Annotated in this window: 14 protein-coding genes; 7 read left to right on the forward strand and 7 right to left on the reverse strand. The window is 63.2% G+C overall.

What is annotated here, in order from left to right:
* Positions 1-17 precede the first annotated feature (17 nt).
* Positions 18-359 carry a PilZ domain-containing protein gene (locus AC4FIJ_RS01155; protein ID WP_490334884.1) on the forward strand — a complete coding sequence of 114 codons (342 nt, stop codon included), beginning with the start codon at positions 18-20 and terminating at the stop codon, positions 357-359.
* A gap of 73 nt (positions 360-432) precedes the next feature.
* The gene (locus tag AC4FIJ_RS01160) at positions 433-1167 is read left to right on the forward strand and encodes an NYN domain-containing protein (RefSeq protein ID WP_490334885.1); all 735 of its coding nucleotides are present in this window, start codon (positions 433-435) and stop codon (positions 1165-1167) included.
* 73 nt (positions 1168-1240) lie between these two features.
* Here AC4FIJ_RS01160 and AC4FIJ_RS01165 read toward each other — a convergent pair whose 3' ends face one another.
* Positions 1241-2596 carry a hypothetical protein gene (locus AC4FIJ_RS01165; RefSeq protein ID WP_490334886.1) on the reverse strand — a complete coding sequence of 452 codons (1356 nt, stop codon included), beginning with the start codon at positions 2594-2596 and terminating at the stop codon, positions 1241-1243.
* Between the two features lie 422 nt (positions 2597-3018).
* Between AC4FIJ_RS01165 and gyrA the strand changes: the two genes are divergently transcribed.
* Entirely contained in the window at positions 3019-5718 is a 2700-nt protein-coding gene (gyrA, locus tag AC4FIJ_RS01170; protein ID WP_490334940.1) for a DNA gyrase subunit A, read from the forward strand.
* A 21-nt stretch (positions 5719-5739) separates the two neighbouring features.
* Here gyrA and AC4FIJ_RS01175 read toward each other — a convergent pair whose 3' ends face one another.
* Entirely contained in the window at positions 5740-6426 is a 687-nt protein-coding gene (locus AC4FIJ_RS01175; protein WP_490334887.1) for a lysoplasmalogenase family protein, read from the reverse strand.
* A gap of 83 nt (positions 6427-6509) precedes the next feature.
* On the opposite strand from AC4FIJ_RS01175, the gene trmFO reads away from it, so the two are divergent.
* Positions 6510-7877 (forward strand): methylenetetrahydrofolate--tRNA-(uracil(54)-C(5))-methyltransferase (FADH(2)-oxidizing) TrmFO, encoded by a 1368-nt coding sequence (gene trmFO, locus AC4FIJ_RS01180; protein WP_490334888.1) that lies wholly within the window; start codon positions 6510-6512, stop codon positions 7875-7877.
* A gap of 4 nt (positions 7878-7881) precedes the next feature.
* On the opposite strand, the gene AC4FIJ_RS01185 is transcribed toward trmFO, so the two are convergent.
* Positions 7882-8358 carry an EF-hand domain-containing protein gene (locus AC4FIJ_RS01185; protein ID WP_490334889.1) on the reverse strand — a complete coding sequence of 159 codons (477 nt, stop codon included), beginning with the start codon at positions 8356-8358 and terminating at the stop codon, positions 7882-7884.
* 58 nt (positions 8359-8416) lie between these two features.
* Positions 8417-9085 (reverse strand): squalene/phytoene synthase family protein, encoded by a 669-nt coding sequence (locus AC4FIJ_RS01190; RefSeq protein ID WP_490334890.1) that lies wholly within the window; start codon positions 9083-9085, stop codon positions 8417-8419.
* A 141-nt stretch (positions 9086-9226) separates the two neighbouring features.
* Between AC4FIJ_RS01190 and AC4FIJ_RS01195 the strand changes: the two genes are divergently transcribed.
* Genes AC4FIJ_RS01195 through AC4FIJ_RS01205 form a run of 3 tightly spaced genes read left to right on the forward strand, consistent with a single transcriptional unit; the run spans position 9227 to position 11680 of the window.
* Positions 9227-10717 (forward strand): pilus assembly protein TadG-related protein, encoded by a 1491-nt coding sequence (locus AC4FIJ_RS01195; RefSeq protein ID WP_490334891.1) that lies wholly within the window; start codon positions 9227-9229, stop codon positions 10715-10717.
* On the forward strand, positions 10717-11229 hold the full coding sequence (locus tag AC4FIJ_RS01200; protein WP_490334892.1) for a TadE/TadG family type IV pilus assembly protein: 513 nt from the start codon (positions 10717-10719) through the stop codon (positions 11227-11229). The genes AC4FIJ_RS01195 and AC4FIJ_RS01200 overlap by 1 nt, the downstream gene beginning before the upstream one ends.
* Positions 11230-11233: 4 nt before the next feature.
* Complete coding sequence (locus AC4FIJ_RS01205; RefSeq protein WP_490334893.1) at positions 11234-11680, forward strand: TadE/TadG family type IV pilus assembly protein; 447 nt, start codon at positions 11234-11236, stop codon at positions 11678-11680.
* 74 nt (positions 11681-11754) lie between these two features.
* On the opposite strand, the gene AC4FIJ_RS01210 is transcribed toward AC4FIJ_RS01205, so the two are convergent.
* From AC4FIJ_RS01210 to AC4FIJ_RS01220, 3 genes are all read right to left on the reverse strand, one after another.
* Positions 11755-13143 carry a pyruvate dehydrogenase complex E1 component subunit beta gene (locus AC4FIJ_RS01210; RefSeq protein ID WP_490334894.1) on the reverse strand — a complete coding sequence of 463 codons (1389 nt, stop codon included), beginning with the start codon at positions 13141-13143 and terminating at the stop codon, positions 11755-11757.
* Complete coding sequence (pdhA, locus tag AC4FIJ_RS01215; RefSeq protein WP_490334895.1) at positions 13143-14201, reverse strand: pyruvate dehydrogenase (acetyl-transferring) E1 component subunit alpha; 1059 nt, start codon at positions 14199-14201, stop codon at positions 13143-13145. The genes AC4FIJ_RS01210 and pdhA overlap by 1 nt, the downstream gene beginning before the upstream one ends.
* A gap of 169 nt (positions 14202-14370) precedes the next feature.
* The gene (locus AC4FIJ_RS01220; protein WP_490334896.1) at positions 14371-14745 is read right to left on the reverse strand and encodes an FtsB family cell division protein; all 375 of its coding nucleotides are present in this window, start codon (positions 14743-14745) and stop codon (positions 14371-14373) included.
* Positions 14746-14849: the final 104 nt, after the last annotated feature.

Here is a 14849-nt window from a genome sequence, read left to right on the forward strand (position 1 = left end):
TTTGAAGGAGATATGCAGTGCTTGGCGGCGCCCAACTTTCGGTAACCGATCTTCGGCGCGCGGCGCGTCATCCCGTCGATTATCCGGTCCTCGCCGAACATCGCCGCCTTGGCGACGTGCATCTGCAGATCGTCAACCTGTCCGCCAATGGCTTCATGATCCAGGGCGGAAGTCCGCTGGGCCGCGGCGAACGCGTACTGATCCGCCTGCCCGTCATCGGAAGGATCGAGGCGCATGTGATCTGGGTCGCGGACGACCGCGCCGGGTTTCAGTTCGAACGCATCGTGCGGCCGGACCTGTTCCGCGAACTGGTCGATGAAATGCAGCCGCGCGCAAGGGGCCGCCGGCGCCGCGGGTGATCTGCCGGGGCGAACGCGCGGGGCGATGCGCAATTGCTTGCAATCGCCGCCCGTGCGCCACACATCGCGGTCCATGACCGAAGAATCGCTTAAGAACATCGCCCTGCTGATCGACGCCGACAACACCACGCCGCGCGGTATCGATCCGGTGCTGACCGCTCTGGCCAAGCTGGGACAGGTGAACATCCGCCGCGCCTATGGCAACTGGGCCAAGCCTGCGCTGACCAAATGGGCGGGCCTGACCAATCGCTATGGCATTCGCCCCCAGCAGCAGTTCGACCTGACAAAGGGCAAGAACGCCACCGACATGGCCATGACCATCGACGCCATCGATCTGCTCTATCAAGGCAAGGTCGACGGTTTCGGCATCATGAGCAGCGACAGCGATTTTACGCCGCTGGTCACGCGTCTGCGTCAGGATGGCCTGACCGTTTACGGCTTCGGCAGCGCCAAGGCGCCCGATGCCTTCCAGAACGCCTGCACGCGCTTTATCGACATCGACGCGCTGATCGCTGGGGACGAGGAAATCGACGATTCGGGCAGCGAAACGCCAAGCAGCAGCAAGCCCGACACCAAGCCGCGCATCGATGACGAGATGATCGATCTGCTCGGCAAATCATGGCGCAATGCCAAGCGCGATGCCGAAGGGTACGCGCGGCTGAGCGAAGTGGGCCAGATCGCCGGCAACCGGTCCAGTTTCGACGTGCGCAACTATGGCTACAGGCGGCTCAGCGATCTGCTGCGCTCGCTGGAGCATTTCGAGGTCAAGGAAAAGGACGGCCATCTGGTGGTCAAGCGGCTGCGCTGATCCGGCAAGCGTCAACCAGACAAAAAGGGCGGCCCCGCAAGGCCGCCCTTTTCTTTTTCAGCCGGTCCGAAAATCAGCTGGACTTCATGTCGGTATAGGCGATCCAGGCCTGGGCAAGCGAGGCGCGGTTGCCGCCAGAGATCTGGCCGAAGGCCTGCTTGGCCTCCGCCATCTTGTCCTGATCGGCGAGCGCAATGCCCAGACCCATCTGGGCCTTCGCCTTGTCCGTAGCGCCGGTTTCCAGCGCCTTGCGATACATGGCTTCGGCCTCTGCCGCCTTGCCATAGCCGAGGTAGGTGTCGGCGATCGCCAGCGCTGCATTGCCGCTTGCGCCCGAGGCGTCGGCATTCAGTTCGCGCAGGGTCGAATCGTAACGCTCGGACCCGACCCGCTTCGCTTCGGTCACCATCGTGTTTCCGGCAGGCATCTTGGCGCCGCTGTCGGTGAAGGTCTTTGCCTCGCCCGGACGGCGCATCGGCTGCATCAGCTCGATATAGGTCAGTGCCTGACGATCGTCGGTAATGCCGCCGTCACGTGCCATCAGACGCAGCAGGTCAAGCTGCTCTTCGTCGGAATAGGTCGGCGAGTAAGCCTCGACGATCTTGTAGGCCTGCTGGCGTGCCTGCGTGCGGCTATCCGTCTGCAGGGTCATCATGCCCCAGTCGAAGGCCTGATCGCGCTGGCCCTGGTTGACCGAGGCGGCCAGTCCGTCGAATGCCCAGCCTTCGGGAACGGGCTGACCGGCAGCCTGCCGCGCCTCGATCATCGACTTGAGCTTGGCCAGACCCTCAGCCGTCTGTTCGTTGCGCAGATAGGCATCGACCAGCAGCTTCTCGGCATCGTTCTGGGTATATCCGCCGTCGATCGCCTGCTGCAGCGATGCAGCAGCATCGCCGTAATTCTGCGCGTTATAGGCGGTCTGACCGGCGAAATAATGATACTTCGGCAGTTCCTCGGCGGGGATCTTGCCGGATGCGATCATCATGTCGATGCCGTCGTTCTGCATCTCGAAATCGGCCATCTGCTGGCCGACGTTCAATTCCATCTGGCCGAAGAACAGCTTGTCATCCGGAGTCGTCAGGGTCGGACGGCCAGCTTCGAGCTTGGCCAGAATGCCGCCCATCTGCTGATCGACCTGCGCGCGCGCGGCGTCAAGCTGCGACTGCGCCGATGCACGGGCGGCATCGTCGCGGGCGTTCAGCACGGCGTTCGTCGCGGTCATCGCCTGATCCGACGCGGTCTTCACCGCGGGATTTTCGGCAACGCCATTGACCGACTCCTGAATGGCGACGGCGTGAGGCTGAAACGCCTCGGAAATCTCCATTTTCGGCTGCTTTTGCGCATAGGCCGGGGCTGCGACGCCAACAGTGCCGGCGACACCGAAGGTCAGTGCCAGCGCCATGGCCACGTGCGAAACGGAACGCTTCATCGAAAACTCCTTTGACTTACAGGCTTTGGACCCATGGCAGAGGGATGCACGTCAGGGTCCGGTCTCTCACAAAAAGGCGCGAACCAGATGGCGGGGAAAGCCCCGCATGGCAACCGGTTCGCGCCGCTAATTCTTTAAAACACACACATCGTATAGCGTATTGCGACTGAACGCGGTTTGAATGGCAACGCATGTGCGCCCGCTTGGTGCCGGGGATTGCGATTCAACCGTATCGACTGTGGAAAACGGGCTGTCGCGCCCTGCCCGAAGGCTGGCTTCGCTGGCCTTGCGGGCCGCCCTCGCCTAGGCTGCGGGGCCAGACAAGACAGTCCCATGACAGAGCAGAACCCCCAGTGAACGATATTACCGAGCTTCCCCCCCAGCCGGGTCCCGACATCGAACCGATCGACATCGTCGACGAGATGAAGACCAGCTACCTCGATTACGCGATGAGCGTGATCGTGGCCCGCGCGCTGCCCGACGTGCGCGACGGGTTGAAGCCGGTGCACCGCCGGATCCTCTATGCCGCGCAGGTCGGCGGCTATCATTCGAACCGGCCGTTCCGCAAATCGGCGAAGATCGTCGGCGACGTGATGGGTAACTATCACCCCCACGGTGATAGCGCGATCTATGACGCGCTGGCCCGCATGACGCAGGACTGGTCGATGCGGCTGCCGCTCATCGACGGCCAGGGCAACTTCGGATCGATGGACCCGGACCCCCCGGCGGCCATGCGTTATACCGAAAGCCGCCTGGCCAAGGCGGCGGACATGCTGCTCAGCGACCTCGACAAGGATACGATCGACTTCGTTCCGAACTACGACGGCTCCGACAAGGAACCGTCGGTCCTTCCCGCGCGCTTCCCGAACCTGCTGGTCAATGGCGCGGGCGGCATCGCGGTCGGCATGGCGACCAATATCCCGCCGCACAATCTGGGCGAAGTGATCGACGGCTGTCTTGCGATGATGGACAATCCCGCCATCACCATCGACGAGTTGTTCGAGATCATTCCCGGTCCCGATTTCCCGACTGCGCCCATCATCCTTGGCCAGTTGGGCGCGCGGGCCGCCTATCGCGAAGGGCGCGGATCGATCCTGCAGCGCTGCCGCCACGAGATCGAGGTGGGGCGCAACGACCGCCGTTCGATCGTACTGACGTCGATCCCCTATCAGGTCGGCAAGGCGGGTCTGGTCGAAAAGATCGCCGATGCCGCCAAGGACAAGCGGATCGAGGGCATTTCCGACATCCGCGACGAATCGAACCGCAACGGCATGCGCGTCGTGGTCGAACTCAAGCGCGACGCCTCGCCCGAAGTCGTGCTCAACCAGATCTGGCGCTATACCCCCGCGCAGTCGAGCTTTCCGGCGAACATGCTGGCGATCCGCGGCGGACGGCCCGAGACGCTGAACCTGCGCGACATATTGCAGTCGTTCATCCATTTCCGCGAAGACGTCATCACCCGCCGCACCAAGTTCGAGCTGAACAAGGCGCGCGAGCGGGCGCATATCTTGCTGGGCCTGGTCATCGCGGTGTCCAATCTGGACGAGGTGGTGCGCATCATCCGCGGATCGGCCACGCCGCAGCTGGCGCGTGAGACGCTGTTGGCGCGCGAGTGGGAGATGGGCGACATCGCGCCTTATATCCGCCTTGTCGAAGCCATCGAGGAGCACGAGGACACAGGCGACGTATCCGCCTATCGCCTGTCCGAGCGGCAGGTTCGCGCGATCCTCGACCTCAGGCTGCACCGCCTGACGGCGATGGGCCGCGACGAGATCGGGGACGAGCTGGAAAAGCTGTCCATCGACATCAAGGAATATCTCTCGATCCTGGGCGACCGGGTGAAGCTGTACGGCGTCATGCGCGACGAGCTGATGGAGGTGCGCGAGCGTTTCGCCACCCCGCGCCTGTGCGAGATCGCGCCCGCATGGGACGGCGTCGACGACGAGGATCTGATCGAACGCGACGACATGGTCGTGACGGTCACCATGGACGGCTATATCAAGCGCACCCCGCTTTCCACCTTCCGCGCGCAGCATCGCGGCGGCAAGGGCCGTTCTGGTATGAGCACCAAGGACGAGGATGCGATTACCTCGCTCTTCGTGACCAGCACGCATAATCCGGTGCTGTTCTTCTCCACCAGCGGCAAGGTCTATCGCCTCAAGGTCTGGAAACTGCCCGAAGGCGGGCCGACGACGCGCGGGCGGCCCATCGTCAATCTGCTCCCCGCACTCGATCCGGGCGAGACGATCGCGACCGTGCTGCCCTTGCCCGAGGATGAGGACAGCTGGGGCGCGCTGCATGTCGTCTTTGCGACCGCGATGGGAAGCGTGCGCCGCAACTCGATGGATTCGTTCGCCAATATTCCGTCGAACGGCAAGTTCGCGATGCGGTTCGACGAGGCTTCGGGCGACCGGCTGATCGGCGTGGCGCTGCTCGATTCAGCAGACGACGTGCTGCTCGCCAGCCGCAACGGCAAGGCGATCCGCTTTGCCGCCGAAGACGTGCGCGAGTTCCAGTCGCGCACCTCGACCGGCGTGCGCGGCATGACGCTGAAGGACGGGGACGAGGTCGTCTCGCTTTCCATCCTCAAGACGATCGAGGCCGATGCCGAAACCCGCGACGCCTATCTGCGCGTCGCCCCGTGGAAGGACGAGGCGGCAGAGCGGACCGAGGAGCAGCAGGCGATGGCCGATGCCGAGGAGTTCGTCCTCACGGTCTGCGCCAATGGCTATGGCAAGATCAGCTCGGCCTATGAATATCGCCGTACGGGCCGGGGCGGTCAGGGTATCGTCAATATCGACAATATCGCGCGCAACGGACCGGTGGTGAACAGCTTTGCCGCCAATGTCGGGGAACAGCTGATGCTGGTGACCGACAAGGCAAAGCTGATCCGCATCAACCTCGCCTCGCTGCGGGTGCTGGGCCGGAACACGGCCGGCGTGCGGCTTTTCGATGTCGGCAAGAACGAGCATGTCGTCTCGGTCGCGCGCATCGACGAGGAAGAAGCGCCCGAGACCGAGGCCGAGGAAGCCATCGTCGAGGAAATGATCGGACGGGATGCCCCCGAAACGCAGCCGGAACCGACGCAAGATCGCGACGATCAGGAGCCGGAAGCGGAGTAAACCGGACGGCAGCCGGGCGGATCAGAGCCGCCCGGCGCCCCTCTCGCGCCGGATCGTGGTCACCACGCCCGTCGCGACCAGCAGCTGGCCGACGTAATAGAGCGGCCAGACAAGCTCCTGAACCGACTGGCCCAATGCGCCCCCGCTATCGACCAGCCGCGCCCGCACGGTGATCAGCAGCAATTCCGACAGCAGATAAAGCAAGGCGCCCAGACCCACGCGCTGACGCGGAAAGCGGCTGAGCCATGCCATGGCGGCGGTGACCGCCAGCAGCGCCGCCGAAGCGGCCACCGCGCCCTGCCCGGTTTCGCCGACCATCAGAAACCAGGCCAGCACCGGCGCGATCACGACCGCCGCCAGCCCCGCCGCCATCACTGCGGGCTTTACCCCCGGCCGATGGTTGCGCCAGTACAGCGCGATCGCGATCAGCTGCGACAGGGCATGGGCCAATCCGCCCCAGCCATATTCCAGCGTCGTCAGGCAGTCCCCGATCGCGGCGATCAGCATGACCGCGGCGATCAACCTGCCGTCGGTGCCCAGCAGGCGCTGCCACGCATAGATCGCCAGCAGGCCGACGGGCACGCCCTTCAGCAGCAATTGATACATGCCGGGCGTCTGCGTCCCCTCGATCCCCAGCCACCATATGACCGCCGCCACGATGGACAGCAGCAGCCAGGGGCGGCGTTCGATCAATGCGCGTCTTACCATCGGGGCTCCGTTCGGCGAATTAAGGGACCGGCGCCGCCTGATTGCATTTGCCAACCCATGGGCGCAATCGCTAACCGGCGGGCATGAGCACAAATGCACAACAGATCCATATCATCGGCGGCGGGCTTGCAGGCAGCGAGGCGGCGTGGCAGCTGGCGCGGCGCGGGTTCAGCGTCCGGCTTTCGGAAATGCGCGGGGGCGGAGACAGCACCGACGCGCATCACACCGATGGGCTGGCCGAACTGGTCTGCTCGAACTCGTTCCGGTCCGACGACGACACGTCCAACGCGGTGGGCCTGCTGCATCACGAGATGCGGCAATGCGATTCCCTGATCATGCGCGCCGCGGCCGAGGCGCAGGTGCCTGCCGGTTCGGCGCTGGCGGTGGACCGGGATATCTTCTCCGCCCATGTCGAGAAGGCATTGGCGGAACTGCCGAATGTCACCATCGTGCGCGAGCGGATCGATACGCTGCCAGCCGAGGGCCTGACCATCGTCGCGACCGGTCCGCTGACCGCCGCCACGCTGGCGCAAAGCATTGGCGCCGCCACCGGAGCGGACAGCCTGGCGTTCTTCGATGCGATCGCGCCCATCGTTCACCGCGACACGGTCGACATGGACATCTGCTGGATGGCGTCCCGCTGGGATAAGGGAGATACCAAGGATTACATCAACTGCCCGATGAACCGGGAGCAATATCTGGCTTTCCGGCAAGGGCTGCTCGACGGAGAAAAGACCGAGTTCAAGGAATGGGAAGCGAACACGCCCTATTTCGAAGGCTGCATGCCGATCGAGGTCATGGCCGCGCGCGGCGAGGATACGCTGCGCTTCGGGCCGATGAAGCCCGTTGGCCTCGACAATCCGCATGCCGCGACGCCGGAGTTTCCCAAGGGCCGCTGGCCCTATGCCGTGGTCCAGCTTCGGCAGGACAACCGTCTGGGCACGCTGTGGAACATGGTCGGTTTTCAGACCAAGCTGAAGCATGGCGCGCAGAAGGCCTTGTTTCGCACCATACCGGGGCTGGAGAACGCCGAGTTTGCGCGGCTGGGCGGGCTGCACCGCAACACATTCCTGAACTCGCCGATCCTGCTGGACCGGCAGTTGCGGTTGAAATCAGCGCCGCATATCCGCTTTGCCGGGCAGATCACCGGCTGCGAAGGCTATGTCGAAAGCGCGGCAGTCGGACTGATGGCGGGCATGATGGCGGCAAACGAATTGTCGGGCCGCGACTGGCAATCGCCGCCGCGCACGACCGCGATGGGCGCTTTGCTGTCGCATATTACCGGCGATGCAGAGGCAGAGACCTATCAGCCGATGAACGTCAATTTCGGCCTGTTCCCGATGCCCGACGAAGCGGTCAGGAAAAAGGAACGCAAGCGAGCCTATACCGACCGTGCAAAGCGCGACATGGCCGAATGGCTTGGCAACACCAAGGTCGCCGAACCCGCCTGACGCGTCAGCACGCGCATTTGGGTTTGGCTTTCTGCGGGCTGCGCTTGGGTGCGCTGGTCGCGAATTCGGTGGGGGTCAGGCGGTCGTTCTCGTCGGCGTCCATCTTCTCGAACCGGTCGACGGTGGTGACGGCCCATTCCTCGAACGTGAGCAGATTATTGCCATCCTTGTCGAGCCTGCGAAACGCGTCGACCCGGGTCGACAGCATCTCGTTCCGCGTGATTTCAAGGTCGCGATTGCGGTCATAGCGGAAGAAGCGCTTCTGCTCGCGCGTCAGTTCCTGCGCCTTGGGCAAGGCCGGTCCCTGCATGCCCGACACGTCCGCCTCGGGCAGCGCTTCCGGCTCCGCATTCTCGGCGGTGGCCTCTTCTGCGGTGGGCAGAGGCGCGGCGGGGCTTTCCACCGCCCTGCCCTGCCACCAGAAAACCCCGATGGCGACCAGCAACAGCGCGCCGAAAGCGCCAATCAGCATCCGATTCATCTGCACCCTTTCCGACCGTTTCCGCGGCCGCCCATAACCCGTTCACCGTTAAGGAAAACTATCGCCCCGTCAGCCCTGCACGAACCGCGGCGAGAAAATCGCCCGCGCCTCCATTCGCTCGGCGATCCGTCGCGGCACGCTCCGCCAGCGATCTCAGCACCGACAGGGGCCGCATCGTCCGGTCCAGTCGCCCCCTCGCCGGTTCGCTGGACGACAGCAGTGACATCGCCTGACCATATTCGCGCTCGTCGGACAGGTGCAGCGCGATATCGGCCAGCGACCAGCGATAGGCGCTGCGCTCGATGTCCTTCTGGTCCGCTGCGCTTCCAGCCAGTTTCGCAAGACCGGTCAGCGCCCGCGCGCGTCCGTCCGAGAGCGCTGCGAAGGACGTCGCAGGCAGAGGCGCATCGCCCACCATCGCTTCCCAGCCGTCGGCGAGTGCGGCAAGGCCCGCGCGTTCGGCATCCCAGGCGGCGAGCTGAGCCAGCAGCGGCTCGCCGGCAGGCCAGTCGCTGGCGGGCCTGCCGAACATCTCGCGCCACCAGGCTAGGCGTATCTGCGCCAGCATCGGTTCGCTGGCCTGCGACACGATTCGCGCCAGCCGCCGGTCGAGTTCCAACAGCGCTGTCCAATACGGTCTGGCACGGCCCGGCGCATAGGCCAGCGCCAGCATCACCGGCGGGGGCAGCGCCGCGTCTTCTCCGGATGCAAGTTCCTGAAATTGCACGGAATTGGCGGTTAACTTTTCATTGACCATATTCGTTGGCACCGCGCTTACCAGAGTTACCGTATTTCTTCCTGTCAAATCAGTGGGGTCACGCTCCGAAACGCACAGCGATTCGGATCTAAACAGGGAGTTCGCACGCTTATGACGAGCATTGATACGGGGCGCAAAGGCCTCCGCCGCTTTGCCAGCGCTTTGAAATCCTGTGCTTCGGCCCCCCATGCATTGGGTCTGGGTGTCCGCCGTCTTGTCGGAGATTCGACCGGCAACGCCACCATGCTGGTCGCTTTCGCCATGCCGATGGTCATCGGCGGCGGCGGCATGGCCATCGACTTTGCGCAATTCTATCTGTGGAAGCGCGAATTGCAGTTCGCCAATGACCAGGCGGCCATCGCGGCAGCGTGGGAGGTGCTGGACAGCGGCAGCAGCGCAAAGATGACTGACCGCGCCAAGAACGCGTTCGCGGTGAACGAGCAGATCACTGCCAGCTTCAACACCGATCCGGTTGTCCAGCTCGCCAATTACGCGGGCGGCGTCGGCAATTCGGTCATCGTGACCTCCAGCGCGACCAAGCGCCTGCCGTTCACCTCGTTCTTTACCAAGGGCGCGACCACGGTCAGCGTGTCGAGCCAGGCGGCCTTTACCGGCGGCGCAACCATCTCAAGCTGCATGATCGCGGTTGACGAGCACAGCGGCGGCGCCGTGACCATCGGCGGCAACGCGGTGTTTACCGCGCAGTGCGGCATCGCGGCGCTCTCCGACTCGTCCAAGACCTGTACCGGCGGCTACGATTCCAGCGGGACCTGCCTTGGCTGGACCGGCCAGGATGCCATTGACGACAATGGCAACAGCTATGAGATCAAGGCAGGCTCGATCGCCACGGCGGGAACCATCAGCGATACGCTGGCGGCCAAGGCCGAAGCGAACGGCGATACGGTGATCGAACACGCAACCAATCTGGCCGATCCGTTCGAGGGCATCGAACCGCCGTCCAGCGAAGGCGTTGGACCGGGCACCTATATCTGCAAGGCCACGGGCAAGAAAACCCAGGCGACAATCGACGCTTTCAATGCAGGCAAGGCCGACACTGACAAGCTGGTCCTGGGCACCGCCTACCCCGGCGTTTACGAAGGCGGGCTTTCGCTTGGGTGCAACACGGTCTTCAAGGGCGGCGTCTATTTCATCCGCGGCGGTACGCTGACGATCAATGGCAATTACGGTGTGACAAGCGAAAGCGGCGTCATGTTCGTGCTGGAAGACGGGGCGAACTTCAAGATCAATGGCGGCGCCGACATCAACCTGTCTGGCATGGATGAGGCCGACTTGCAAAACCTTGGCTATACCGCCGAGGAAGCGCATAAAATCAACACGATGCTGATCTTCGAAACCGATGGAAACGATGCGAAGCAGAACAATACGCTGAACGGCAACAGCAACACGTTTCTTAACGGCGCTCTCTACACCAAGAACAATATCCTGGACCTTTCGGGCACGGCCGACGTGGCGAATGCCTGCCTCTTGCTGGTGGCCAACAAGGTCAATCTGACCGGTACGCTGAATATGACCAAGTGGTGCAAGGATCCGCCGAACCATCCGACCACCATCATCTATGGCAGCGTGTCGCTGGTGGCATGATGAGGTTACGCGCCCTCCTCCGCCAGTTGCGCGACGACAGCGCCGGCTCTGCATTGATCGAAACGGCCTTCGTCGCGCCGTTTCTGATCCTGATGAGCCTGGGCGGCGTCGAGGTCGCCAATATGGTCAAACGCCAGCACGAACTGCAGAACGCAGCGTCCAAGGCGGCAGAGATCATGATGGCCGCCCACCCCGAGAACGAGGCGGCGCTGACCACTGTCATGCAGCAGCTCGCCGCCGCCATCGAGGATGACACGGGGCTCAAGACGACCGCCATCGGCGCGAATGTCGAACCTGACGAGACGAAGAACGACGTCGGCTATGTGATGACCCGCTTCCGCTGCGGCAATGCAAAGAATTTCAAGAAAGCGGATACCGGCTGCACCGATTCGCCCAATGCCGAACGTTTCGTGGTCTTCCTGCTGCGCGATAAATACACGCCGGTCTGGAACGAATTCGGTCTGGGCGAGGCGCTGCAATACCGGGTCGAGAAATCGGTCCAGATCGGGTGATCCAATGACGTGTCAATCCATCCGTCTGGTTGCACGACTGTCGCGTGATCAGCGCGGCGCGGCGGCCATCGAATTCGTGATCCTTGCGCCGATCCTGATCATGATGCTGCTGGGTGTCATGCAGATCGGCCTCTATATGCAGGCGCAGAACGCGCTGAGCGGGGTGGCCGGCGATATGAGCCGCTACATGTCCGTCGAATATCAGAAGGACAATGAAATCACGAACACGCAGCTTGAGGCGCTGGCCTACACGCGTGCGGTATCCGCGCCCTATCTGCTTGACGGAGCCCGCGTCGGGACGACCGCCACGAATTCCGCGACGCAGGCAATTACCAATGTGCGCGAGATCGAACTGACGATGACCTATCAGGTGCCCAGCGTCATTGCCTTTGCAAACATGGGGCCGATGAATCTCACCTACAAGAAATCCATCTACGTCACGGTAACGTAAGCCAAATTTATCTGCCTGATACAAAAAGGGCCCGCCATGATGGCGGGCCCTCTTCGTTTTCGCCGTGGAACCGGTCAGTCCTTGTAGCAGACTTTCTTCGCAGCCTTCACGATACGGTCCGCATCGATCAAGGCCAGCTTTTCAAGATTGGCCGCATAGGGCAGCGGCACGTCTTCGTCGCTGACGCGCAGGACCGGGGCGTCGAGATAGTCGAAGCCCTGCTCCATGCAGATGGCGCTGATTTCGCTGGCGATCGAGCACATCGGATAGCCCTCTTCCGCGACAACCAGCCGGTTCGTCTTCTTCAGGCTTTCCAGCACCGTGTCGGCGTCGAGAGGACGCAGCGTGCGCAGGTCGATGACTTCTGCATCGATGCCCTCGCCCGCCAGCTTCTCGGCTGCTTCCAGCGCGAAGCCCACGCCGATCGAATAGGACACGATCGTGACGTCGGAACCTTCGCGAACGATCCGCGCCTTGCCGATGGGCAGGACCCAGTCGTCGACCTCGGGTACGTCGAAGCTCTTGCCGTACATCAGCTCGTTTTCAAGAAACACGACCGGATCGGGCGAACGGATCGCCGCCTTCAGCAGTCCCTTCGCATCGCGGCTGTCATAGGGCGCGATCACGACCAGGCCGGGCACGCTGGCATACCACGGACCATAATTCTGGCTGTGCTGCGCACCGACGCGGCTGGCCGCGCCATTGGGGCCGCGGAACACGACCGGACAGCGCATCTGGCCGCCCGACATGTAGTTGGTCTTGGCCGCAGAGTTGATGATGTGGTCGATCGCCTGCATGGCGAAGTTGAAGGTCATGAACTCGACAATCGGCCGAAGACCGCCCATGGCCGCGCCCGTACCGATGCCGGCAAAGCCATATTCGGTGATCGGCGTGTCGATCACGCGCTTCGGACCGAACTCGTCCAGCAGGCCCTGGGTCACCTTATAGGCGCCCTGATACTCGGCGACTTCCTCGCCCATCACGAACACGCGCTCGTCGGCGCGCATTTCCTCGGCCATGGCATCGCGTAAAGCCTCGCGCACGGTAACCGAAGTCATCGAGGTGCCCTCGGCGATCTCGGGATCGTTGGCGCGTTCCTTCTTGGCAGGCTTCGTCTCGGGCGGCTGCGCACCGTCTGTATCAGCCTCGCGGCCGACATCCTTGCCTTCGCCCGGCACGTCCTTAACCTCAGGCTCGGCTGCTTCGCCGGCGACATCGCTGGCGTCGCCGTCGAGCACGGCGATCACCGTGCCGACCTTCACGTTCTCCGTGCCCTCGGGAACGGTGATCGCGCCGACGGTGCCTTCATCGATGCACTCGAACTCCATCGTCGCCTTGTCGGTCTCGATCTCGGCAAGGATGTCGCCCGGCGAAACGCTGTCGCCTTCCTTGACCAGCCACTTGGCCAGCGTGCCTTCCTCCATCGTCGGGGAAAGCGCAGGCATCTTGATCGCGGTCGCCATCAGTAGTTCTCCACCAGAACGTCGGTGTAGAGTTCGGACGGCTCCGGCTCGGGCGAGCTTTCCGCGAAATCGGCGGCTTCGTTCACTTGCGAACGAATGGTCTTTTCAAGCTCTTTCAACTTTTCCTCGTCAACGCCGCGCTTCAGCAATTCGGCCTTTGCAGCCTCGATCGGATCGCGCTTCTCGCGCATTTCCTGAACTTCTTCGCGCGTGCGATACTTTGCCGGGTCCGACATGGAGTGGCCGCGATAGCGATAGGTGCTCAATTCCATCAGCACCGGACCGCCGCCGCCGCGCACATGGTCGAGCGCAATTTCGATCGCGCCGCGCACGGCCAGCACGTCCATGCCGTCGACATCCATGCCGGGAATGCGGAAGGCGGTGCCGCGGCGGTGGAACTCGGTCTCGGCCGAGGAACGCGCGGTGCTGGTGCCCATGGCATACTGGTTGTTCTCGATCACGAAGATGATCGGAAGCTGCCACAGCGAGGCCATGTTGAAGGTCTCGTACACCTGGCCTTGATTGGCCGCGCCGTCGCCGAAATAGGCAAGGCACACGCCGCCATCCTCACGGTACTTGTGCGCGAACGCCAGGCCCGCGCCCAGCGGAACCTGCGCGCCGACGATGCCGTGACCGCCATAGAACGCATGTTCGGTGCTGAACATGTGCATCGAGCCGCCCTTGCCCTTCGAGATGCCGGCCTGGCGGCCGGTCAGCTCGGCCATGATGACCTTGGGATCGATGCCATAGGCCAGCATGTGGCCATGGTCGCGATAGCCGGTGATGACGCTGTCCTTGCCCTCGGCAAGGGCCGATTGCAGGCCGACCGCGACCGCTTCCTGACCGATATACAGGTGGCAGAAACCGCCGATCAGGCCCAGGCCATACATTTGGCCCGCCTTTTCCTCGAAGCGGCGGATCAGCAGCATCTGCTCGTACAATGCCATCAGCTCTTCGTCCGTCGCCTTGTAGGCACCGGCCTTGTCATAGGCCTCCTGCAGGCTGCGGAGCTTGAAGTCGGGATCGTCAGTCGGGGGCGTTACGCTATCGGCTGCCAAGTCGGGTATCCTCGTTTCGGATCAGGGCTAATGGGGAGGATGCCCTGATTTCGCCGCCACGCTATATTATCACTTGGGCGATGGGCGCAAGCGATTGACCGGCAATTCCAAATGAACTTGGCGAGCGCCCGATTGCAGAAATCGCAAATGCGACCGAATGCCGGAAAGATCAGTCGCGCGGAACGACGATTTCGTCGGGATGCGCGACGTTGAGATTGTTGCGCAGCAATTCGCCGACAAGGTCGGGATCGGCATTGTCGGGATCGAGCAGGTCGACGCGATTGGCAATCCGGTCACGCTCGGCCCGCAATTCGGCAAGCTCCGCCTCGCGATGCTCAAGCTTTTGGCGGGAATCGGCCCAGGCGCTGACGCCGGTTGGACCGACGAGCGCCAGGGCGGCAAAGGCGATCACGCCGATTGCGGCTGCCATCTGGCCAAGGCTGCGCTGACGGGCGCGCGGCTGGGCGGCGATCTTGCGCCCACGACGCACTAGGCCGCTATCGCCCATCTGTTCGCCCCGCGCCTGATCGCCCCTGTTCGTCATAAGTCAGGAGAATCACACTCGGCGAGTGGAATCAAGCGGTTTGCGGCGGATATTCGCCCGGCGCGCCGCCAAATACGGTGAATAAGTGAAATTAACGCCCGCGC

This window comes from Croceicoccus sp., assembly GCF_983967925.1.

Excerpts from the sequence above, each read along its gene's own strand:
- trmFO (WP_490334888.1), top strand. The coding sequence starts at position 6,510 with ATGAGCACAAATGCACAACAGATCCATATCATCGGCGGCGGGCTTGCA.
- AC4FIJ_RS01160 (WP_490334885.1), top strand. The coding sequence starts at position 433 with ATGACCGAAGAATCGCTTAAGAACATCGCCCTGCTGATCGACGCCGAC.
- AC4FIJ_RS01200 (WP_490334892.1), top strand. The coding sequence starts at position 10,717 with ATGAGGTTACGCGCCCTCCTCCGCCAGTTGCGCGACGACAGCGCCGGC.
- AC4FIJ_RS01185 (WP_490334889.1), bottom strand. The coding sequence starts at position 8,358 with ATGAATCGGATGCTGATTGGCGCTTTCGGCGCGCTGTTGCTGGTCGCC.
- gyrA (WP_490334940.1), top strand. The coding sequence starts at position 3,019 with ATGAAGACCAGCTACCTCGATTACGCGATGAGCGTGATCGTGGCCCGC.
- AC4FIJ_RS01220 (WP_490334896.1), bottom strand. The coding sequence starts at position 14,745 with ATGACGAACAGGGGCGATCAGGCGCGGGGCGAACAGATGGGCGATAGC.
- AC4FIJ_RS01205 (WP_490334893.1), top strand. The coding sequence starts at position 11,234 with ATGACGTGTCAATCCATCCGTCTGGTTGCACGACTGTCGCGTGATCAG.
- AC4FIJ_RS01210 (WP_490334894.1), bottom strand. The coding sequence starts at position 13,143 with ATGGCGACCGCGATCAAGATGCCTGCGCTTTCCCCGACGATGGAGGAA.
- AC4FIJ_RS01165 (WP_490334886.1), bottom strand. The coding sequence starts at position 2,596 with ATGAAGCGTTCCGTTTCGCACGTGGCCATGGCGCTGGCACTGACCTTC.
- AC4FIJ_RS01175 (WP_490334887.1), bottom strand. The coding sequence starts at position 6,426 with ATGGTAAGACGCGCATTGATCGAACGCCGCCCCTGGCTGCTGCTGTCC.
- AC4FIJ_RS01195 (WP_490334891.1), top strand. The coding sequence starts at position 9,227 with ATGACGAGCATTGATACGGGGCGCAAAGGCCTCCGCCGCTTTGCCAGC.